We start from the raw sequence: 20,428 nt of genomic DNA, 5'->3' as shown, positions 1-20,428 counted from the left end.
CTCAGGCCGCGATCTTCATCTTGCCCATCATGCCGCGTTCGTCGGGGCGTAGCGTCAGCACCGACACCCCAGCTGCCGTCACCGCCACCGTGTGTTCGAACTGGGCGGAGAGCGAGCCGTCCTTCGTCACGACCGTCCAGCCGTCGGCTTCGGTCCGCACCCCTCGCCGGCCGCGATTGAGCATCGGCTCGATCGTGAAGACCATGCCCTCGCGCAGGACCAGTCCCGTCCCGGGCCGTCCGAAGTGCAGAACCTGCGGCTCCTCGTGCATCTCGCGGCCGATGCCGTGGCCGCAATATTCGCGTACCACCGAATAGCCGTTTCGCTTGGCATGGCGTTCGATCGCCCAGCCGATATCGCCGAGCCGGGCGCCCGGACGCACCGCCCTGATGCCCATCCACATCGCCTCGTAAGTCGTCTGGACCAGCCGTCGCGCGGCGGGTTCAACCGCGCCGATCAGGTAGGTCTTGCTCGAATCGGCGATATAGCCGTTCTTCTCGAGCGTGATGTCGAGATTGACGATATCGCCGCCCTGCAGCACCTCCGAAGGCGACGGAACGCCATGGCAAACCACCTGGTTCACCGAGCTGTTCAGGACGAAACCATAACCATATTGGCCCTTGCTTGCGGGCCGGGCCTGCAAATCGTCGACGATGTAGCGCTCGACCAGCGTATCGATCTGGAGCGTCGACATGCCCGCCAGCGGGGTTTGGTCGAGCAGTTCGAACACCGACGCGAGCAGCCGCCCCGATTCGGCCATCAGCGCCAGTTCTTCAGGCCGCTTCGTCATGGTCCACATTCGCCAGCCGTTGCGTCGTAACGCCCGCGGACTTCATCTCGCGCGCGACGATTTCGGCAAAATCCAGCGTCGGATTGGTCTCGCACAGCATGCCGATCTTGATCCAGTAGGCAGCCTGCGCATTGATCGAACGATATGCCACCTTGCTCGCCAGGCGCAGCTGGTCGTGCAGTTCATCTTCTATGTTCACGATGCCCATAGGGTTTTCCTATATGATTCATATATGGTCTGTATATTGTCGTGGGCGAAAAGCCAAGGACGGATCCAAAGCCCGTTCTGTTCGTCGAGCCGAACAAATCGATGCTGATCGGATCATTGGTTTGAGAAACTGGGAACAGCATTGCCGATTTGACCGCAATGGTGGCAATACATGACAGATTATGCTCAGGACTGAAGCCATTCTCACGCAAGGATTTGCGCAGGCAGTTTGCGTCGTAGCCCGTTGTCCCCGGGCAGGTAGCGCATCGGTCCGGCGCGTTCGAGCAACGCAGACGTAGCCTTTACATCGCTCACATTGCCCGCCGTTAGCATGAGAACATAGGGACGGCCCAGTACGTCAGTCGTCGCGTGGATCCTGGTTGTCCAGCCGCCGGGGAAACGGTCGACCGCCTGTGTCTGGCGCCCCCTTTTCCGCCAGACGCCGAAACGCTGGGCCTTGATGTAGGTACTGTCGATCGCCTCTGCCAAGGCATCGAGCAACTTCGTCCAGAAGTCTCTTCGCGACCAGCGGTTGAAGCTGTTATAGACTGTCGTCGATGGTCCGTAGTCTGCAGGGCAGTCACACCTGCGGCAACCCGACTTCGGGACATGAAGGATACCCGAGATCACCCGCCGATCATCGACCCGCCGCCCCCCAGGTTGGTTTTTGGGTAGTGCGGCTCGATTGCCGTCCAAGCTTCGTCTGACAACCAGAACAACGAACGCGACAGCATGAAGGGCTTCCCGCTGTGGTGGAAGCCCTTTGCATCAACCTATTCAAGCGATTTCAAGGGGATGTTTTGGTTTTGACCCTATCAAAGGCCGGGACCAAACAGCCAGTCAAGCAGGGTGGGCGCAAGTGCTGACCATGATCCCGCCAGGGGTTCGGACACAGCTTATTCGGCCTAAATATCACCAATGAGCTTCTGCAAACTCGCCGTCAGTCCCACACGAGGCACCCAGCCTGTCGTCTGTCGTAACCTTGTAGCATCGCCGATAATTATGGAAGTGTCGTCTGTCGAATTGCCGTGGTCTGCGAAGGTTACCCCGTTGATCGGCTTATCCAGTATTTGAGCTACCAAGCGTACGATATCTCCAATGCTTGTTGATTGGCCACTCGACACATTTAAGACTTCGCAAGATATCTGCGGGCATTCAAGTATAGCATAATAAGCTCCCACGATATCATCGATGTCAAGGAAGTCACGGATGCTATTCAACCCTGCCATTTCTATTACAGCATTAGGGCGCGCGTCGCGCACCCGTCGGATGATCGAAGGGATGACAAGATCGGGCCGCATGTCCGCACCGATATGATTGAATGGTCGTGCGATACTCGCTTCAACATCCGTCGTTCGGGAAACAATCGTCTCGCAGAGCGCCTTAGTCAGGCCGTAGCCGCCGCGGGGATCAACCGCATCGGTTTCCGTAAGAGGCTTTGCCTTCGCGGCATATACTAAACAGGAACTGGCGAACAAGAGGCGGCCGGAACGCAAATGTCTGCAGAGGTTCAGCGTCATTTCGACCGAATCGAGCAAAGGTTCATAGCTCGAAAATTTCGAAGGGATCGTTTCGCTTGCTAAATGCAATGCGAAGGGCAAGTCCGTCGGCAGTGTCGCTACCGATGCCCGGTCGAGCAAATCCACCATCGACCAGGAAACATCGGCCGGTAGCCAATCGGGTCGAGGGCCGCGCCCTGTGGCGAGGATGTCGAACCGGTTGTGCCCTTTGGCGATGACGTGCCGGCCGACGAATCCTGATGCGCCGGTAACAAGAAGACCGGGGTTATTGGGCAATCTGCGCCTCAAGTTCGTCGAAGTTCCGGTGGTATTTTTCGCGCTTGGCAAGATGCAAGTCGCTTTCGACCATCATCTTCGCGAGCGACGAAACATCATGCGTCGGCGACCAGCCCAGATCGCGCTGCGTCTTGCTGTAGTCCCCCAAAAGATGATCGACCTCCGCCGGCCGGTAAAAGCGCTCGTCAATCTCCACGAAATCTTCCCAATTGAGATCGAGGTGCTGAAAGGTCAGAGCCAGGAACTCACGGATAGATATCGCCTTGTTGGTTGCGACAACGAAATCGTCAGGGTGATCATGCTGGAGCATGCGCCACATCGCATCCACATAATCTCCCGCGAATCCCCAGTCGCGCTTGGCGTCCAGGTTGCCGAGGAACAGCTTCTTCTGGAGGCCCAGTTTGATCCGTGCCGCGGCCAGCGTGATTTTCCGCGTCGCGAAGGTTTCGCCGCGGCGTGGGCTTTCGTGGTTGAAAAGGATGCCGTTGCTCGCGAACATGCCATAGCTCTCGCGATAGTTCACCGTCTGATAATGGGCATAGACCTTGGCGCATGCATAGGGGCTGCGCGGTTCGAAGCGGGTCTCTTCGCTCTGCGGCGGCTTGGCCGAGCCAAACATCTCGCTCGACCCGGCTTGATAGAAGCGGACCGTGCGCGGAGCATATTGGGTCGATGCGCGAATGGCTTCCAGCAGCCGCAACACGCCTGTACCGGTGGCATCGCAAGTATATTCCGGCTGGTCGAAGCTGACGCGAACGTGGCTTTGCGCCGCGAGGTTATAAATCTCATTGGGCTGCGTCAGATCGACGAGGCGGCGCAAGGAATTTGCGTCCGAAAGATCGCCATAATGAAGCGAGAATCGATTATGATATTCTTCCTCGAGCAAATGATCGATACGCAAAGTGTTGGCGGTGCTGGACCTTCGAACCATCCCGTGGACTTGATAGCCCTTTTCAAGAAGAAGCTCAGATAGATAGCTGCCGTCCTGTCCGGTTACGCCGGTGATCAAGGCACGTTTATTCATATACAGATCCTGCTTGCAATGAATATTTCTAGTGAGATTCCAAATGAAGATTGAAAGAGTGATGCTCTAAGGCTTCGTCGAAGTTATAAAAAAAAGTCATCTTGCCTTCATGAAGAACACCAAATTTTCCGCAATGCTTCCTGACATATTCGGTGTCGTGTGAAATGATCAGCATCGAGCGATCAACGCGCTTCTGAAAAAGCTCCGCTTCGCATTTTTCATGAAATTTCGCGTCGCCTACTGCAGTGATTTCGTCAATGAGATAGCAATCAAACTCGATGATCATGGAGATGGCAAAGGCCAGGCGAGCCCGCATTCCCTGCGAATATGATCTCACCGGTTCGCGGAGGTAAAGGCCGAGCTCTGTGAAGTCGGTCACGAACTCCATGTTCTCCCGATAGTCTTGATTATAAATCCGGCTAATGAACCGAACATTGTCGAATCCGGTGAGGGCATTTTGAAATGCGCCACCAAAGGCGAGTGGCCATGAAACCGACATGGTTCTGGTTATCGTGCCCGATGTCGGGTTTTCGGCTCCGCTGACCAGCCGAATGAGGGTCGACTTCCCCGCGCCGTTCCGGCCGAGAACTCCCAGCTTCTCACCTCGACCGAGCGTGAAAGAAATATCGTCCAGCACCACGCGATCGCCAGCACGCGTGGGATAAGCCTTGTGAACGCGTTCGACGTTGATCATTCGGGTGTTATCCCGCGGTTGACGGCGGCGACCTGAGACAAAGCTAAAAGGCAGAGAGCGACACAGCATATGACGAGATATGGAATGTCATAATGCGTCCGGACATGCTCGCCGAAATATCCTTCACGGATCATCTCGACGCCATTAACCATCGGAATATAAAGAACATATTTCTGCGCTACCGCCGGGAGGGCGTCAACCATGAAGGCGGCGCCTGATAAGGGGAAGAGCAGATAGGAGGCGGGGTGCCAAAGCCGTTCGACGATCTCGTTCTTTTCTGCCAGCGCACCCAGCAGCATGGCCAGCGATGCGCCAAACCACGCAATCAGCAGCCAGCCGGCAATCACGGTAAGGGCGTCCTCGGGAGGGTCGAGCCAGCCGATATAGATGTAAAACAGGCTGAGAGTGACGAAGGAAATCGTCGCCCCTCCTCCTTCGAGCAAAAGGCGCGCCAAGAAGATGTCGATCACCTTGACGTTCCGATGATACATCAGGGCGAGATTCGGTTCGATCGCTCCGATGCAGCGCGCCGGCATGTTGCGCCAAAGCAGCACGGTCGAATAGCCCGTAAGGGCGAATGCGACGATCGGCAGCGCCGACCCGTGCGCCGATTTTGCAAGCGTCCACAATATCGTTACGCCGGTGGTGAATAGCATGGGCTCGACAAACAGCCACAGGAAGCCGATGTTGTGGCGACCATAGCGGGTCAGGATCTCGCGCATCAGAAGGGCGTAGACCACCCTGCCTTGAATCGCTGCGCTGCTTCCAATCGGTTTGAGACGAGAGGTCATCGACGCCGGTCAGTCCTTGTGCTCCAGCATGCCGGCGAGCAGCATGCTGATGATGCCCCAAGCAGCAAGCCCAAGGATCAACGTCGAAAAGATGCCCCGAAGCCGACGCGGTTCGAGCGGATCATCGGGAACATTGGGTTGGACAATGCGCTCGACATAGGCCTGTTTCCGCCGCGCCTCGTTGCGAGCATCCTGCAACGAGGCCATAGCGCCCGCCAGTTGCCTGTCGGCAAATTGGCTTTCCAGAAACAATCGTTGATATTGTGCCGTCCTTGATGAAAGCGATTTGCTGCTGCCCGCTACCAAACCGAGTTGCTCATCGATTTCACGAGCAAGCCCCTTCGCGCGTACATCCAGAGCTTCGATCTGTGGATTTTTTGGCGCCAGTGCGCGCAGTTGGCGCAATTGCATCTGCGTGGCGATCAGCTCGTCCTGAAGCTTCGAGATCATCTGTAACTGGACGGTCGCCTGCTTCTCCGGATCGACCACTCCCGCTTCATTGCGATAAGCCGAGAGTGCCAGCGCCGCGCCCTGGGACTTGCGCTTCGCTTCGTCGACTTCCCTATCGGCGAAGCGAACAAGATCTGCGCGCCCGCGTTCGTTGAGCTTGTTTACCGTAGCCTCGGCCATCTCCAGGAGCTGCTCATTGATGCGACGAGCGTCTTCAGGATTATAGGCTCGCACGGTCAGCTTCACGATCGACGAGGTTGTATCCTGCTCCACCGCAACCTTTTTGCCATAATATTTATACAGGTCTTCAAACGTATTTTCCATGCCCCATGGGTCGAACCGGTCGAAAACCGACACGGAAGAATTTGCATAGGCTCGAACAAAGGCGTCTTTTCGATTCAACGCCTTCAATGCGTCGCGCGAAAGCACGAAATCCTGCGCAGCATAAATTTCGTCGCCGGCACTGGCAAATCCGGTGCTTTTGAGGAGCATGCCCAAGCCCGACGTCGATGGCTTGTCCGGGCTGCGGACGACGAACCGCGATTCGGAGATATAAACATCCGACGCAAATATACCAAAATATAGGACCGCAAGTGCGGTCGGAATGACAACAGTCAATAGAAATAGCGGACGCACCCGGTTCAGGATATTCTTTAGCCGGGCGGTCATCGTGCTGCGGTCTGTTGAACTGTTCGGGGCATCATGCCCATATTCAACGCCCGGTCCCGCTTCTTCGCGAGCAATATCCATAATTCATCAACCTTGACGCAAGCCTTCGCGGTGCGGAGCCATATGCAGTGCCCGGCCCTAGCGATCCGCTTTATCCGCGTCTAGAGTTGATAATCGAGCGCAGAGGTGCCGGGCGTAATACATGATTACGGCTAGTCCATTTGCATTTCTTGATCCGCGGCTCCGCTTGCTCCATAGGCTCCAATCTTTCGGCGCCGCACATGCGGTGCGCACGAGCTTTACTGGTTGTCTTTGATGAAAAAACACATTGCTTCCAAGTGCTGGGCGGGCGCCATTTGCCTTTCCCTCACACTTTCCGCCTGCGCGATCGCGCCCTCCAGCGGCCCTTCTGCGCGCAGCATCAATCGTGCAGCGGAAGCGCAAGGCGCGGTCGCGGGTGCGAATATCAGTATCATCGACGTCACCGACGCGGTCGCGAGACGGGTTTCGGCGAGCAGTCATCTCACCATGTTCTCCGAAGAACTGGGGCAGGGCAACCCCATCGGCTCGGTAATCGGCAAGGGAGACGTGCTGGACATCGCGATCTGGGAAGCGCCGCCCGCGACATTATTCGGTGCCGTCGGTGGAGATGCCCGCGTGATGTCCTCCGCAGCGACGGCACGAGGCACGTCGCTACCCGAGCAAATGGTCGATAGCGACGGGCAAATTTCGGTGCCTTTCGTCGGACGAATCCAAGCGGATGGAAAAACGCCGCAACAAATCGCGAGCGTCATCAATGCCCGGCTGGTGGGGATGGCGCATCACCCGCAAACGATTGTGCGTTTGGTGCGCAACGCCGCTGCGAATGTGACGATCGTCGGCGATGTCGCCGGAAGCGCGCGCGTCCCGCTGACCTCGCGCGGGGAACGTGTGCTGGATGTTCTGGCCGCCGCCGGTGGTGCGCGGCAGCCTGTCAGCAAGACGACGATTCAGATCACGCGCGGATCAACGGTCGCCTCTTTGCCTTTGGCAACGGTAATCCAGAATCCGTTGCAGAACGTGCGGCTTCAGCCCGACGATGTCGTGACCGTCCTGTTCCAGCCCTATAGTTTCACGGCGCTGGGGGCCACAGGCAGGAATGACGAAATCCCGTTCGAAGCGACGGGCCTGACATTGGCCCAGGCGCTCGGGCGCATTGCGGGCTTGCAGGATGGCCGGGCCGACGTGAAGGGCGCTTTCATCTTCCGGCTGGAGGACCCGGATGCGGTTGATCCGGCAATGCGGGCTACTGCGAGCATGACGGAGGACGGTAAGGTACCGGTTATTTACCGCATCAACATGAACGACCCGTCCACTTTCTTCGTGGCGCAAACGTTTCCGATACGGAATCGCGATGTTATTTATGTATCCAATGCACCGTTGGCCGACATCCAGAAGTTCCTGAACGTCGTGTCTTCCACCTTGCTGCCCGCCGCAACAACCGCAGCCGTGATATCGCAACAGTAATCGCGTGCTCAAAAAGTTAAAGCTGCAGCCGTTTTTCGACCTTTTGCCTGTTCGTCTCGACCAGGCTTTAACGAGCCGGAAAATACGTAAGTGGCGCGTTGAACGCCAGCGATCTCGAACGGTGCAATCCGCGCGGTCGGTGACGGAAACGCCGCGCCGACTGTTCATCGACCTGGCGGTTATCAGCAAGCATGATGCGGGAACAGGCATCCAGCGTGTCGTCCGCGCCCTGGCGTTGGCATTGACCAGGCAGGCCCCCGCCGATTGGGAGATCCGGTTTGTCGCTGCTGACCGGCGCAAGGCTTATCATAATATATCATGGCCGGAACCCGGGCTGATCGTCGATGCGGGCGCGTTGCTGACGGCGCGACCCGGGGATGTCTTCCTTGGTTTGGACTTTGCGCTTGATACGACCCGGCGGTACCGTGGGCAGCTGGCCGAATTTCGTCGCCAAGGCGGCCAGCTTTGGTTCCTCGTCTGCGATCTTCTGCCTGCCGAGCGACCAGAATGGTTCTCACCCAACAACGTAATCCGGTACAAGGCTTGGCTGGAAATTATCGCCGGGATAAGTGACGGATTCTTATGTATTTCTGACCAGACCGAAGCGGATCTGCGACGGGTTCTGGATCAACATTATGGCGTCGTCGATGGGTATCGTACCTGCGTCGTGCCCATGGGGTATAGCATCAAGGAATCGGTGTTGCGCGATCCGGCACCGGGAAGTTCGGCTGCCCCGCCGCGGCTGAATGTTTCCTTTCCATTTTCGCTGATGGTGGGCACGCTCGAGCCGCGCAAAGGGCATGCCGATGTTCTGAATGCGTTTGATGAGCTTTGGCGACAGGGCATGGACCACCGCTTGGTTCTGGTCGGCCGGCAAGGCTGGCACACCCAGGATTTACGTAATGTCATTCGGACGCACCCGGAGCATGGCGGCAAGCTGATATGGCTGGATGACGTAGAAGATGCGGAACTGGAACGCATTTACGAAGCCTGTGAAGGCGTCATCATTGGATCGCATGCCGAAGGCTTTGGCCTGCCGTTGATCGAAGCGCTCGGGCACGACAAGCCGGTATTGGCCCGTGATCTGCCCATTTTTCGCGCGCATGAAAAGCTTGGCGTTCGCTACTTCCCAGCAAGTGCCTCCCCCCAGATTCTTGCGCAATGCATTCGAAAGTGGAGCGAAGAGATTCGTGTCGGCGGGATATCGGTGAAGCGACCGAGCACGGGCTGGCAGGAATCGACGAGAACCGTGCTTGCCGCGGTTACCTCAACGGGGCAGTAGCTTCTTCACTTTAATGAAGGTGTTGTTCTTATTGGGCAATACTCTGTACCCAAACCATGGCAAGCACCTGTCGTTGAGCGATGCCGCTGCCAACATCGGACAGCCCATGGCGACTTGGACGCAAGCGACCCGGTCTTCACGTTCCATGATGGCATAGTCGGCCGAATTCGAGAGACAGGCGTCGAAGGCTGCTGGGTCGAGAGAGACGGAGCGGCCATTGCGCCGTGCCCCCGGCCAAGCTTATTCGGGCGCGATCGGTTTGCCCTCCAGCCGCGCGATCGCATGCCGCACTACCTTGTCGAGTGCCTCTTCGGAGAAGAAGCCGCCGGGGATCAGGCAGCGTTCGACCAGCACACGCCGGAACGCCGCGAACGTCGCGGGATCGGGGGTGACCGGATCGCGCCAGAAGGCATCGAGGCCGTCCTGGCAGGTTATGCCGGCGATATCGTAGATCGCGTGGCCGAGCGCCACCACGGGCACCCCTTCGGCCAGCGCCAGCGTGCCGCTGGTGCTGTTGATCGTGACGAGGCCGCGGGCGCGGCGGGTCACCGGGACGATGTCGCCCCAAGCCAGATAGTCGACGCGGTCGGCGACGCCGAAAAGCTTGGCCATGTCGGCGGTTTCCTGCCGCCAGTCGCGCACGCCATTGTCGAGCGGATGCTCCTTGACCACCAGCCGCAGATTCGCGGGAGCATGGGCGGCAAACGAGGCGATGACCAGCCGCATGGCGTCGGCAATGCCGGCGAAGGGCGAATGGAGGCGAATCTGCGCGTCGGAATCAAGCTGCAGCGGAAACAGGAAATAAGGCGTGCCCGATGCTTCCAGCCGCGCCGTAAGCTTCGCGGCCGAGGTTTCACGCTCCTGGCGGCGGCGCAGCTTACGCCCCCAGCCCATCGCTTCGACCAGCGGATGCCAGGGCCGGTGATTGGTCCAGAACGGATAGTACCAGCGGGTCAGTACGTCGGCGGCATTGTAGATCAGTCCCTCGGTCGCGCGGCGGCGGAACGAGGAGGGGACCTGCGCGTGCGGTGGTACCGGGGGAAGGGCGGCTGCCGTCGCGCGATACCAGACCGGATCGCGCGGCAGCGAGGAATGGCCATTGACGCCGCCCAGTTCCAGCGTGACCCAATCGGGCCGTATATAGCCCTCTTCGAACACATGGACGGGGACGCCAAGCTCGCGGCACAGCCGCATTGCGGGAACATGATGATCGCGGCAATCGCCGAAGAGGACGACGTCGGTGATGGCGTGTTCGCGAAGGACCTGTTCGAGCCAGCGCGGCCAGTCGCCGAGCGAACCGCGATAATCGATCCCGCCCGGAAGGCGCCAGAACAGGCGGTCGCCGCCGTTGAAGTTGATTTTGCGGACGGTGTGACCCGCGTCGATCAGGCCTTGGCCGAGGCGCCGGAACAGGCGACCCATCAGCCCCTGCAGCAGGAGGACGTTACGCTTACCGGCCGACGGAGGAGCGGGATCGACGACATCGGAAAAATCCGGAGTGACGGGAGGAGTTTCTGGCATCGGGAAACGCGTGCTCCGTGGTGACATCCGAATGATTAAGTGCCGTGCCCCCCTCGTGTCGATCGATTTGCCGGGTCCGTCCTGGCGGCCCTATAGTGTCGCGTGCGGGGAGCGACAAGACTGCGGTTCCACTTCATCCATAACGGATACGATTGGTGACAGCCTTGGTTGCTGCCGCTATGAGGCCGCCCCAATCCCTGCCCCGATCGGGGCAAAGGGACGAGGGAGCGCGTCGCGCTTCGGCAGCGTGACAGGACAGTGACGGCAAACGGACTGATATTCGTGGCATTGTTCGTTGGCGCCGTCCTTCTGGATCGCCTCGTCCGCCCCCGGCCCATGCGCCGCGGCTGGCGCAGCCGCGCCGGACTGGCGCTGCTGATCGTGCAGGTCGCCGCGCTGTTCGGCCTCTTCCTTGGAATTTGCGGTAGCGTACCGGTCGCGGCGGCGCTCGTTTTCGCGGTGCTGGCGGTGCTGCTCGTCGCGTCGAATTCCAAATACGCCATGCTGGGCGAACCGCTGCTTTTCTCCGACCTGGCCTTGTTCGGCGCGATCTTTCGCCATCCGCAATTCTATCTTTCCGCGGTCCGGACGTGGCAGCTGGTGGCGATGGGGCTCGCGGCGGCGGCGCTGGTGGCGGCGATCGGACGATTGTTCGTCGCCGCGCCGGAACCGCATCTTGCCGGCGCATTATTGCTCCTCGGCAGCCTCGCCCTGCTGTTCCTCGGCATGCGAAGTGGAGCCATGCGCAGCCTTGCCGTCGTCCCCGATGCCGATGCCGATGTGGCGCGATACGGGCTGCTGCCGACCTTGCTGCTTTACTGGCTGCGCTGGCGCGAAAGCGGCGATCCGCCGCCTTTGGCTCCTATCGCACGGCAGGCGCCGCAGGATCCGGCCGAGTTGCTTATCGTCGTCCAGTGCGAATCCTTCGCCGATCCGGTGGAGCTATTCGCCGATCCAGGCCTTTCGTTACCGGGGCTGGCCGCGGCACGCGGCCGGGCGTGGCAATGGGGCAACCTCGATGTCAGCGGCTTTGGCGCCTATACCATGCGGACCGAATATGGCGTGTTGTTCGGACGGGATGAGGCCGCGCTGGGTTTTCGCCGTTACGATCCGTTCCTCACCGCACCGGGCGAGGCGAGCCACGCGTTGCCCGCGCGGCTGGACAGTGCGGGATGGCGGAGCCTGTTCCTGCATCCCCATGACATGCGTTTCTACGGCCGCGACCGGATCATGTCGGCGGGCGGGTTCGCCGAACTGATCGGTGAGGATCGTTTCCTTTCGCCCGCGCCCGGCGAAGGGCGCTATGTTACCGACGCCGCGGTCGCCCGGTTGCTGCTCGACCTCGCTGCGCGCACGCGCGAGCCGGGTTTCCTCTATGCGGTCACGATCGAGAATCACGGCCCCTGGGCGGCCGAGGGCAAGCGCGAGCGTGTCGACCGATATCTGCGCCTCGTGCGCAACAGCGACGCGATGCTGACCGCTCTCGCGGACGGCATCGCGGCATTGCGGCGTCCCGCGCGGCTGGTCTTCTTCGGCGACCATCGCCCCAGCATCCCCGGCGCGTCGGCGCCCGGTGGCGCGCGCCACACGCCCTATGTGATGATCCGTTTCGACGGGTCGGGCGGGATGGTGCCGGGCCCCAACCGGCGCGTCGATCTGACCCCGGCCGAACTGCACCACGCCATCCTTGACGATGTGCTGGGCGCGCCCGTCGCCCGCTGAGGACAGCCGGCACGCCGTTTCCACGTCAGTGGAACAGACTCTCGGTCGTGGTCCTATGGCGCCTCCGGCGGGGCGAGCGATAACAGCAAGCGGTCGCGCAGCACCCGGGGCAGCAGGCGGTCGGCGAGGCGCAGCACCGCGAACGGCCAGGGCAGGATCAGATGCGGCTTGCCTCGCGCTGCGGCCGCCGCGATTCGCGCCGCCACAGCTTCAGGCTGCATGATCAACGGTTTGGGACCGGGCGTCTGGCGGCCGGTGGGCGTGTCGATAAACCCCGGCGAAACCAGCGTAACCGTCACGCCGTGCGCGCGGACGCCGAGGCGCAGCGCGTCGGCGAACCGGGCCAGTCCGGCCTTCGTGCCCGAATAGGCGGCGGCGAAAGGGAGCGCGTGGAAAGCGGCCGCCGAGCCGATCAGCACGATGCCGCCGCCGCCCCGTATCGCCATGCGCTCCGCCAGCGCTGCTGCCATTGCCGCGGGCGCGGTGAAATTGACCGCGCCCAGCGTCGCGATGAGCGGCGCGTCCTCGACCGCGTCGCCCACTGCGCGAATGTCGCCGCGGCCCGATGCCAATATGGCAAGGTCGAAAGGGTCGGCCGCATCATCGGCCGCGATCGCGGCGATCGCTGCTTTGATATCGGCGATGTCGAGCGAGCGAATCGCGGTCGCGGCACCTGCGGCGCGGCAGACTTCCGCGATGCGCAGCAGGCGCGCCTCGTCACGCCCCCACAGCGACAGCCGGACACCCGGCCGCGCATAGTACCGCGCCAGCGCCCCGCCGAGGCCGCCCGACGCTCCGGTAATGAGAATATGCGCGGAAGCGCGTGGTAAACCGGTCGGTGAGTTCATGCGGCCGCCTCCATAAAGTACAGTCCGATCACCGCAAGTATATCTCAAATGGATTCAATAGGGCTTGACAGTCAACGATAGCTCCTGTCCAGCAACAATTTCAATGGCATCTCTCCCGTCTCGCCCGCAACGCATCCGACTGTTCAAAAGCGAACATCTGGAAAAACTCACGTTGATGTCCCCGCTGGCGTTCGCGTTGAGCTGGGCCGTGCTGCTGCCGTTCATTGCCTGGACGGGCTGGGGCGCCGTATCGCCGCCGGTGGGATTGGGGCTGATGGCCGCTGGTCTGGCTGGATGGACATTGTTCGAATATGTCATGCACCGCTTCCTGTTTCACCTGGAACCGCGCCATCCCATGTTGAAGTGGTTCGTCTTTCTGATCCACGGCAATCACCATGACAATCCGGGTGATGGCATGCGCAACATGATGCCGCTTTCGGTGAGCGTGCCGGTGGCGGCGCTGGTGTGGAGCGGATGCGTCGCCTGCCTTGGCCAGCCGGGGACCTGGGCGTTTCTGGGCTGGATCATGGGGTATGTGATCTATGACGGGGTCCATTATGCCTGCCACCAGCGGCCGATGACCGGACGTATCGGCGCGGCGCTCAAGCGCCACCATATGCGCCATCATTACATCGACGACACCGCCAATTACGCGATATCGGCGATCTTCTGGGACCGTGTGTTCGGCACCCATATCCGTTCGCTCAAGCGGCGCTGACGGGTTCGGGGTTGCCGCTCCGGTCCGGATACTCAGATTCGGGCCTTCAATTGCGCGATGGCGCCGGCGACGATCGCGACATGGTCGTCCCATGTCGGTGCCTGCCAGCGTGGCATGCGTTGCATTTGGGCGGCGTGGGCCGGCCCCCGCGCCGCATGGTCCATAATCATCGCCTTCCAGCCCGGCCCATCCAGCGGCCCGAGATAATCGGGCGCCTCTTGTCCTGTCTCGCGCAAGGCCGGCAAGTCGCTGCACAGCACCGGTGTGCCGACCGAGAGTGCTTCGGCAACCGGCATCCCATAGCCTTCCGCGAAGGAGGGCATGAGCAGCGCGCGGGCGCCGCGGAGGAGCCCGGCCAGCCGGGCGTCGGGGCAACCGCCCAGTTCCTCGACATGGCCTTCGAGCGCCGGGCAGCGCTCCAGCATGTCGATCACCTGTTCATTCTCCCAGCCGCGCCGCCCAATGATGATCAGGCGCGGGACGGCGTGCGCGGGCAGGGTTTCGGCGAGATGCCGCCACAGGTGAAGCAGCAGGAGGTGATTCTTGCGCGGCTCGATCGTCCCCAGGCACACGAAATAGGGGCGGTCGTCGCTCTGGACGGACGGCTCTCCCGGTGCAAGCCGCTCGGTCCCGAGCAGCGCGACGTGCACCGCCACCCGCCGCCCGGCCCGGTCGAGCCACGGCTGCAGCGAGCGGCCGGTGGCGGCCGAATTGACGATCACCGCATCGGCGTGGGCGGCCACTGTTTCGATGCGCCGGCGGTGCAGCGCCGCGCCCGAGGGGCGGGCATATTCGGGAAATTCGATGGGGATCAGATCGTGCACCAGGCACAGAAATCGCGCCTGCTCCCGCTCCAATATCCGGCGCACCTTCGCGGGATTGGTCAGGTGGTGCGGCGAAGCCTGGACATAGACCGCGCCCTTCGCGCCGCCGCCGCGCCGGGGCAGCAGCGTGGCGAGCAAGGGCAGGACCGAAGGCAGCGAACGCTGGCGCGGACTATCCTCCTCGCACGACCAGCGGCGTTCCAGCTCGTCGAGATAGGCCAGCGCCGCCGGGCGCGAAAGCCGGCCATAGGGTCCGGCAGGGTGCACCGCGGCAAAGTCGAGCCGCTCGCCATGAAGGGCCAGCAACCCGCGGGCATAGGCCATCTCCACCCGGTCGACCCCCGAAGGCGTCGAATAGCGGATGCGCGAGATCAGGCGCGAGATGTCGAGGATTGTTTCTGTCATGGTCGTCCGATCCCACGCAGCGCCGCCATCAGCCGCCCCTGCCAGTGGCGTAGCGGTGCGACCCAGCCAAGGCGATTATGCGTGCTGGTCGTCGCCATGCGGTGGATCAGCACTTCGGGCGGGCAGGGCAGCCCGGTCACCGGATCAAGGTAGCGCGGATAGAGGATCAGGACCCCGGCGACCAGCTCGTCGAGCGCGAGAGCCCGCCCGCGCCGCGCCGGCACCGCGCCGAGATCGCGGGTGAGGCCCCAGCCGGCATAAAAAGGCGTGCCGTGACACGTCACCGCGCGGCCGCGCAGCAGCGCCTCGAATCCGGTGAGCGAGGTCAGCACATGCACCGCATCGACCGCGCCCAGCAGCGTCGCCATCGCCGGTTCGCGCACGATCCGGTCGGCGACGGCAAGGACATCGGCATCGGGCACGGCGCCCTTGCGGTGGCCGGCATCGACGTCAGGGTGGGGGCGGAACCAGATTTCGGCATCGGGTTCGAGCGCGCGAACGCGGCGCAGCAGTTCGAGGTTCGAGGTCAGGCCGCCACCGCCGCAGAGCACCGACATGTCGTCCTCGACCTGTGCGGGCACCAGCACCAGCCGGCTGGCCGGCTTGCGATCGGGCGCCGGCGCACTCTCGCCTGCCGCATATTTGCTGATCCCCGCCGCCACGATCGCCTGCCGCAATGCTTGCGCCCGCGCGAGCAGGCGGGGAGAGAAGGATGTTTTGGCGAGAATATGTTCGAGGTCGCTCGGCCGCATGGGGTCGAAATGGATGCCCGACCGGTCGACGACCACCGATGAAGGCGGCACCAGCGCGACGCCGAGGCCCACCGAGCGGACGAAGCCGTCCTCGACGCGCACCAGCGGGACATCCTGTGTCCGCGCTTCGGCGAGCAGAGCGGGGGATACGCGCGACGGCCAGATCGCCACCGCGCCGCCGCTACGCTTTGCGACGGCCAGCGCCCGGCGCGGCCGCGCGACGATATGCAGCGGCCGCTGCGGCGACCACAGGAAACGGCGGATTTCCGCGCGCTTCCACCAGGCCATGCCGCAAGCGACGGTGATCGGCCGGTTCGCGGTGATAATTTCGCGCCATTCGGCAAGCAGATCGATCGTCGCCTCGATCGTCGAAGCCTCGCCGGTGAACGGGTCGCGCCAGGCGAACTGGTTCAATAGCTGGGCGGCGCGCGCATCCAGTTCGGTGTCGTTCCAGCCCGGCGTGCCGAAGCGGCCGGGTGAAAGCAGGCGCACCGCAATGCCGACGATGCGCGCGATCGCGACCCATTCGTCATCGCCGTGCGCAGCCAGCGCGCCGGCTCCGGCCAGCGCAGACCAGGGATCAACGTCGCCTCGCCATTCGCCGCCCTCTAAGCTGGCGAGTCGGTCGTGCGGGCGGCGGGTTCTGCCATCGGCATGGATCCACAGCGCGCCGCGCCGCTCGGCCAGGGACATTGCATCGAGATGGGCCGAGAGATTCTCGCCCGGATGCGGGCGCACGACCAGCGCCGGCGGGCGTGACAGCGCGGCGGGGTCGGCCCAGAACCGGCCGCCTACGCGTGCCTCGCGCAACCGCGCGAAGAGTGCGGCGACATCGCCCGTCACGATGCTTTCGTTTGCCGGCCCCGTGACGGCGACGGCTCCGTCAGGAAATGGCGGGGCGCGGAGCAAGGGAAGCGGTACGCTCATGGCCGGTGGCCCCAGACCGGGACGTCCAGCGCTCCGTCCGCCCCGCGCCGGATCACGCCATATCCGCCCGTCGGCAACTTCATGTCGGACCATGTGCACGGTGCCGCGATGAGCACCGGATCCGCGAGGAGCGCGAAGCGTGCGGCGCCGTTGCTGGTGACGATCAGCGTAGGGCCTTCGTCGGTGGCGAAGAGATGGCGCCATGCGACTCGGCGCATCTCCGCCTCCACGATCCAGCCTTGCGGAGGCTCGGCGCGTTTGTCCCAGGCAGTCAGGGCGTCGTTGCCGATGCGGGCCAGGACCTCCGCCTCGGTCCGGTTCTCATCGGGGCCGTGATCGATCTCGCGTAGCCAGTTGCACGGGACCGGTACGGGCGGCGCCTGCTGATGGTCGAGGATCGCTTGCGCCGTCTGGCGGGTGCGCGCGAGGGGCGAGACGAGTATGCGGGCGAAGCGCCAGCCAGAGGCTGCGAAATGTCGGCCCAGCGCAGCGGCTTGCGCGACGCCGGCATCGGTCAGCGGCAAGTCGGTGCGAGCACCGATCCGGCGGGGAGGTTCCCCGGCGGCGAAGGTGTTGCCGTGGCGGACGATGACGAACATGGACGGGCGGTATCAGGCTGGAAAGGGATCGCCTAGCCGCGCGATCGCCTCCTCGGCCAGCGTGAGGTCGGCGGGCGTGTCGATGCCCGAAAGCGCGTGCCGGGGCGGATCGATCTCGACGGTCGCGATCGACCAGCCGTTTTCGAGGAAGCGCAACTGTTCCAGCCCTTCGAGCGCCTCATAGGGCCCCGGTGCCGCGCCGGCGAACCATTGGAGCGCGGCGATCCGGTAGCAATAAAGCCCGACATGCTGCCAGACGGGGGATAGCGGGCCTGCCTGGCGCAGCGCCGTTTCTTCCCGCAGCGCGGGCAGGATCGTCTTGGAGAACCACAGCGCCCGGCCGTCGGGGCCGCGCACGCAGGTCGTGCCGCTGAACGGCGCGACCTGCTTGTGGGTACGCAGACGGTCGAGCCGGTCCCAATCGAGTCGATAGACCGGGGTGACGACATCAGCCCCGCCTTGCCGCTGCGTTTCGATCAGTTGGGCCACGACGAGGGGCGAGACGAACGGTGCATCCCCCTGCAGATTGACGACGATGGCTGGGGGGCGCTCGCGCAGGCCAGCAGCGGCGAAGGCGCGCGCCGAACCCGAATCGAGATCCGCAGCGGTAAGCGCCACCTCGACGCCCAGGTCGCGGGCATGGTCGGCGATCCGCGGGTCGTCGGTCGCGACCAGAACGTCGCAGTCGCCCGCGTGCGCCGCCGCCGCCTGCGCGACGGCTACCACGCGTTCGAGGAGGGTGCGCCCGGCGATTTTCAACAGGGGCTTGCCGGGCAGGCGCGACGATCCGAAGCGGGCCGGAACGACGATCAGGGCATCCTGCGGCGCGGGCCGGGCTCCCGATGGGTCAGTCGAAAAGGACGTCACGAAGCCAAGACGTTTCAGTTCACGCCGGCCCTGACGATATCGTGCATATGAACGATGCCGACCAACCGCTCGCCGTCCACCACGAACAGTACCGACACCGCATTTTCGTTCATATACCGCAACGCGTCGGATAAGAGCGTATCGCCGGTAACCGACACCGGGCGCGGCGACATGTGGAGACCGATGTTGTCGGTGAGGTCGTGAACCGCAATGCAGCGCCGAAGGTCGCCATCGGTGAAGGCTCCGACCAGTATATTTTGTTCATCGACCACGGCGGTGCAGCCGTAGCGCTTGCGGCTCATCTCGATCGTCGCGTTGGTCAGCGAGGCTTCGCGGCCGACACGAGGAATGGCGTCACCCGTGCCCATGACTTCGGCGACGGTCGAGAGATGGGCACCAAGGCTACCGCCCGGATGGAAGACCCGGAAATCCGAAGGTGTGAAGCCGCGGGCTTCGATGAGCGCCACCGCCAGCGCGTCACCCAGCACGAGCTGCAACGTGGTAGACGAGGTCGGGGCTAGTTCATGCGGACAGGCTTCGCGCGCCCTCGGCAGCATCAGGCAGATGTCGGCGGCGTGCGCCGCGGTGCTTTCGGGCTGCGAGGTCGCAACGATCAACGTCACGCCGTAGCGGTTGCAATAATGAAATATGTCGCTCAGTTCGCTGGTCTCGCCCGACCAGGTGAGCGCCAGGACGATGTCCGATTCGGTAATGACGCCCAGGTCGCCGTGGCTCGCCTCGCCAGGATGGAGGTAAAGCGCCGAGGTGCCGGTCGAACGCATCGTCGCCGCGATCTTGCGCGCGATATGTCCGCTCTTGCCCATCCCCGTGACAACCACCCGCCCACGGGTGGAGGCGATCGCGCGGATGGCGGCATCGATGGACTGGCCCAGTTCCGAATCCTCGACCGCGGCCTTCAGCATTTCCAATGCCTGCAGCTCTATGTCGATCGTCTTGCGCGCCGAGGCGGAATAATGCGTATTGAATATTTCCGATTTCATAGCGACCCTGGAACCCAACATCTAATCAATGGCATATCCCGCCATAGCAGGAGCGGCGATAATTAAATCGTTAAGGGATTGCCAGCCGTTTCGTTTGCAGCCTAGAGAAAAAGGGGTGATTTGGTCCAATTTCGAGGTAACCGGCAGCTTGTCGGAAAGTCGATCGGGTCAAGAACTTCAATCGATACTGACAAGGCAGCGACTAGATGATCCTCTGTGAACGGGCAATCGGGCCCAAAACGCCTCTTTTCATTATCGCCGGCCCGTGCGTGATCGAGAGCGAAGAGCTTGCCCTGTCGGTAGCGGAAACGCTCGCCGGGATCGCCCGCCGGCTCGGCCTGCTGCTCGTCTTCAAATCCTCGTTTGACAAGGCCAACCGCAGTTCGGACTGCTCCTTTCGCGGTCTCGGCATGGATGAAGGGTTGCGCATTCTGGAAAAGGTGCGCGCCGAAACCGGCCTGCCGGTCCTGACCGACGTCCATGAACCCGGCCAGGTCGCGGCGGCGGCGCAGGCGGTGGATATATTGCAAACGCCCGCCTTCCTGGCCCGGCAGACCGATTTTATCGCCGCGGTCGCCGCCTCGGGCAAGCCCGTAAACATCAAGAAAGCCCAGTTCATGGCGCCCGGCGACATGGCACAGGTCGTGGCCAAGGCGCGCAATGCGGCGACGGCTGCGGGGCACGATCCCGACGCTTTTCTGCTGTGCGACCGCGGCACGTCGTTCGGCTACAATAATCTGGTTTCGGACATGCGCGGCCTTGCGATCATGGCCGGAACCGGGTGCCCGGTGGTGTTCGATGCAACGCATTCGGTCCAGCTTCCCGGCGGCTTGGGCGAGCGGTCGGGCGGGCAGCGTGAATTTGTGCCTTTGCTTGCCCGCGCCGCGGTGGGAGCGGGGGTCGCAGGTGTGTTCATGGAGACCCATCCCGATCCCGACCAGGCGCTGTCAGATGGACCGAATGCGCTTCCGCTTGCGGAAATCGAGCCCCTGCTGGCGCGGTTGCAGGCGATCGACTCGCTGGTGAAGGCATAGG

The 20,428-nt window shown here is 62.5% G+C and carries 19 protein-coding genes and 1 pseudogene; 5 read left to right on the top strand and 15 right to left on the bottom strand.

Features of this window, described 5'->3' with window-relative positions:
- Window position 1: 1 nt before the first annotated feature.
- The 8 genes and pseudogenes from map to FHR22_RS16830 all read right to left on the bottom strand — a co-directional run bounded on the left by map (window position 2) and on the right by FHR22_RS16830 (window position 6,502).
- Entirely contained in the window at window positions 2–790 is a 789-nt protein-coding gene (gene map, locus FHR22_RS16865) for a type I methionyl aminopeptidase (protein WP_166944860.1), read from the bottom strand.
- The gene (locus tag FHR22_RS16860) at window positions 774–998 is read right to left on the bottom strand and encodes a ParD-like family protein (RefSeq protein WP_166944859.1); all 225 of its coding nucleotides are present in this window, start codon (window positions 996–998) and stop codon (window positions 774–776) included. Before FHR22_RS16860 ends, map begins: the two co-directional genes overlap by 17 nt.
- Window positions 999–1,185: 187 nt before the next feature.
- A pseudogene (locus tag FHR22_RS16855) lies at window positions 1,186–1,731 on the bottom strand (IS5 family transposase); the annotation flags it as partial.
- Window positions 1,732–1,902: 171 nt separating this feature from the next.
- Entirely contained in the window at window positions 1,903–2,793 is an 891-nt protein-coding gene (locus FHR22_RS16850; RefSeq protein ID WP_166944857.1) for an NAD-dependent epimerase/dehydratase family protein, read from the bottom strand.
- Window positions 2,783–3,817, bottom strand: a complete 1,035-nt coding sequence (gmd, locus tag FHR22_RS16845; protein WP_208417768.1) for a GDP-mannose 4,6-dehydratase — start codon at window positions 3,815–3,817, stop codon at window positions 2,783–2,785. Before gmd ends, FHR22_RS16850 begins: the two co-directional genes overlap by 11 nt.
- A 28-nt stretch (window positions 3,818–3,845) precedes the next feature.
- Window positions 3,846–4,511 (bottom strand): ABC transporter ATP-binding protein, encoded by a 666-nt coding sequence (locus FHR22_RS16840; RefSeq protein ID WP_166944856.1) that lies wholly within the window; start codon window positions 4,509–4,511, stop codon window positions 3,846–3,848.
- Window positions 4,508–5,302, bottom strand: a complete 795-nt coding sequence (locus FHR22_RS16835; protein WP_166944855.1) for an ABC transporter permease — start codon at window positions 5,300–5,302, stop codon at window positions 4,508–4,510. Before FHR22_RS16835 ends, FHR22_RS16840 begins: the two co-directional genes overlap by 4 nt.
- A gap of 9 nt (window positions 5,303–5,311) precedes the next feature.
- Entirely contained in the window at window positions 5,312–6,502 is a 1,191-nt protein-coding gene (locus FHR22_RS16830) for a KpsE/RkpR family capsule polysaccharide export protein (protein WP_341786670.1), read from the bottom strand.
- A 234-nt stretch (window positions 6,503–6,736) separates the two neighbouring features.
- Between FHR22_RS16830 and FHR22_RS16825 the strand changes: the two genes are divergently transcribed.
- Together FHR22_RS16825 and FHR22_RS16820 are read left to right on the top strand one after the other, a co-directional pair.
- The gene (locus FHR22_RS16825; RefSeq protein ID WP_166944854.1) at window positions 6,737–7,927 is read left to right on the top strand and encodes a polysaccharide biosynthesis/export family protein; all 1,191 of its coding nucleotides are present in this window, start codon (window positions 6,737–6,739) and stop codon (window positions 7,925–7,927) included.
- A 4-nt stretch (window positions 7,928–7,931) separates the two neighbouring features.
- Window positions 7,932–9,209, top strand: a complete 1,278-nt coding sequence (locus FHR22_RS16820; protein ID WP_341786669.1) for a glycosyltransferase family 4 protein — start codon at window positions 7,932–7,934, stop codon at window positions 9,207–9,209.
- A 240-nt stretch (window positions 9,210–9,449) separates the two neighbouring features.
- Here the strand turns inward: FHR22_RS16820 and FHR22_RS16815 are convergent, their stop codons facing one another.
- A complete protein-coding gene (locus FHR22_RS16815; protein WP_243853808.1) occupies window positions 9,450–10,631 on the bottom strand; it encodes a capsule biosynthesis protein in 1,182 nt (393 codons plus the stop codon).
- 381 nt (window positions 10,632–11,012) lie between these two features.
- Here FHR22_RS16815 and FHR22_RS16810 point away from each other — a divergent pair, with 381 nt between their 5' ends.
- A complete protein-coding gene (locus tag FHR22_RS16810; protein ID WP_341786668.1) occupies window positions 11,013–12,452 on the top strand; it encodes an LTA synthase family protein in 1,440 nt (479 codons plus the stop codon).
- A gap of 53 nt (window positions 12,453–12,505) precedes the next feature.
- On the opposite strand, the gene FHR22_RS16805 is transcribed toward FHR22_RS16810, so the two are convergent.
- Complete coding sequence (locus tag FHR22_RS16805; protein WP_166944852.1) at window positions 12,506–13,300, bottom strand: SDR family NAD(P)-dependent oxidoreductase; 795 nt, start codon at window positions 13,298–13,300, stop codon at window positions 12,506–12,508.
- Window positions 13,301–13,475: 175 nt separating this feature from the next.
- Here FHR22_RS16805 and FHR22_RS16800 point away from each other — a divergent pair, with 175 nt between their 5' ends.
- Window positions 13,476–14,018, top strand: a complete 543-nt coding sequence (locus FHR22_RS16800) for a sterol desaturase family protein (RefSeq protein WP_243853806.1) — start codon at window positions 13,476–13,478, stop codon at window positions 14,016–14,018.
- A gap of 32 nt (window positions 14,019–14,050) precedes the next feature.
- Here the strand turns inward: FHR22_RS16800 and FHR22_RS16795 are convergent, their stop codons facing one another.
- The 5 genes from FHR22_RS16795 to FHR22_RS16775 form a co-directional block, all read right to left on the bottom strand.
- Window positions 14,051–15,247 (bottom strand): glycosyltransferase family 4 protein, encoded by a 1,197-nt coding sequence (locus FHR22_RS16795; protein WP_166944850.1) that lies wholly within the window; start codon window positions 15,245–15,247, stop codon window positions 14,051–14,053.
- The gene (locus tag FHR22_RS16790; protein WP_341786667.1) at window positions 15,244–16,842 is read right to left on the bottom strand and encodes a capsular polysaccharide export protein, LipB/KpsS family; all 1,599 of its coding nucleotides are present in this window, start codon (window positions 16,840–16,842) and stop codon (window positions 15,244–15,246) included. The genes FHR22_RS16795 and FHR22_RS16790 overlap by 4 nt, the downstream gene beginning before the upstream one ends.
- An 80-nt stretch (window positions 16,843–16,922) precedes the next feature.
- Window positions 16,923–17,525, bottom strand: coding sequence for a histidine phosphatase family protein (locus FHR22_RS16785; protein ID WP_166944848.1), 603 nt, complete (start codon window positions 17,523–17,525; stop codon window positions 16,923–16,925).
- A 12-nt stretch (window positions 17,526–17,537) separates the two neighbouring features.
- Complete coding sequence (locus tag FHR22_RS16780) at window positions 17,538–18,392, bottom strand: 3-deoxy-manno-octulosonate cytidylyltransferase (RefSeq protein WP_341786666.1); 855 nt, start codon at window positions 18,390–18,392, stop codon at window positions 17,538–17,540.
- A gap of 14 nt (window positions 18,393–18,406) precedes the next feature.
- Window positions 18,407–19,393, bottom strand: coding sequence for a KpsF/GutQ family sugar-phosphate isomerase (locus tag FHR22_RS16775; protein ID WP_166944847.1), 987 nt, complete (start codon window positions 19,391–19,393; stop codon window positions 18,407–18,409).
- A gap of 206 nt (window positions 19,394–19,599) precedes the next feature.
- On the opposite strand from FHR22_RS16775, the gene kdsA reads away from it, so the two are divergent.
- On the top strand, window positions 19,600–20,427 hold the full coding sequence (gene kdsA / locus FHR22_RS16770; protein ID WP_166944846.1) for a 3-deoxy-8-phosphooctulonate synthase: 828 nt from the start codon (window positions 19,600–19,602) through the stop codon (window positions 20,425–20,427).
- Window position 20,428 lies beyond the last annotated feature (1 nt).

Origin of the sequence: Sphingopyxis panaciterrae (genome assembly GCF_011762125.1) — a bacterium.
Taxonomy (GTDB): Bacteria; Pseudomonadota; Alphaproteobacteria; order Sphingomonadales; family Sphingomonadaceae; genus Sphingopyxis; species Sphingopyxis panaciterrae.
The sequence above is the reverse complement of the archived record's forward strand: the minus strand, read 5'-3'. Positions and strand labels throughout refer to the sequence as shown.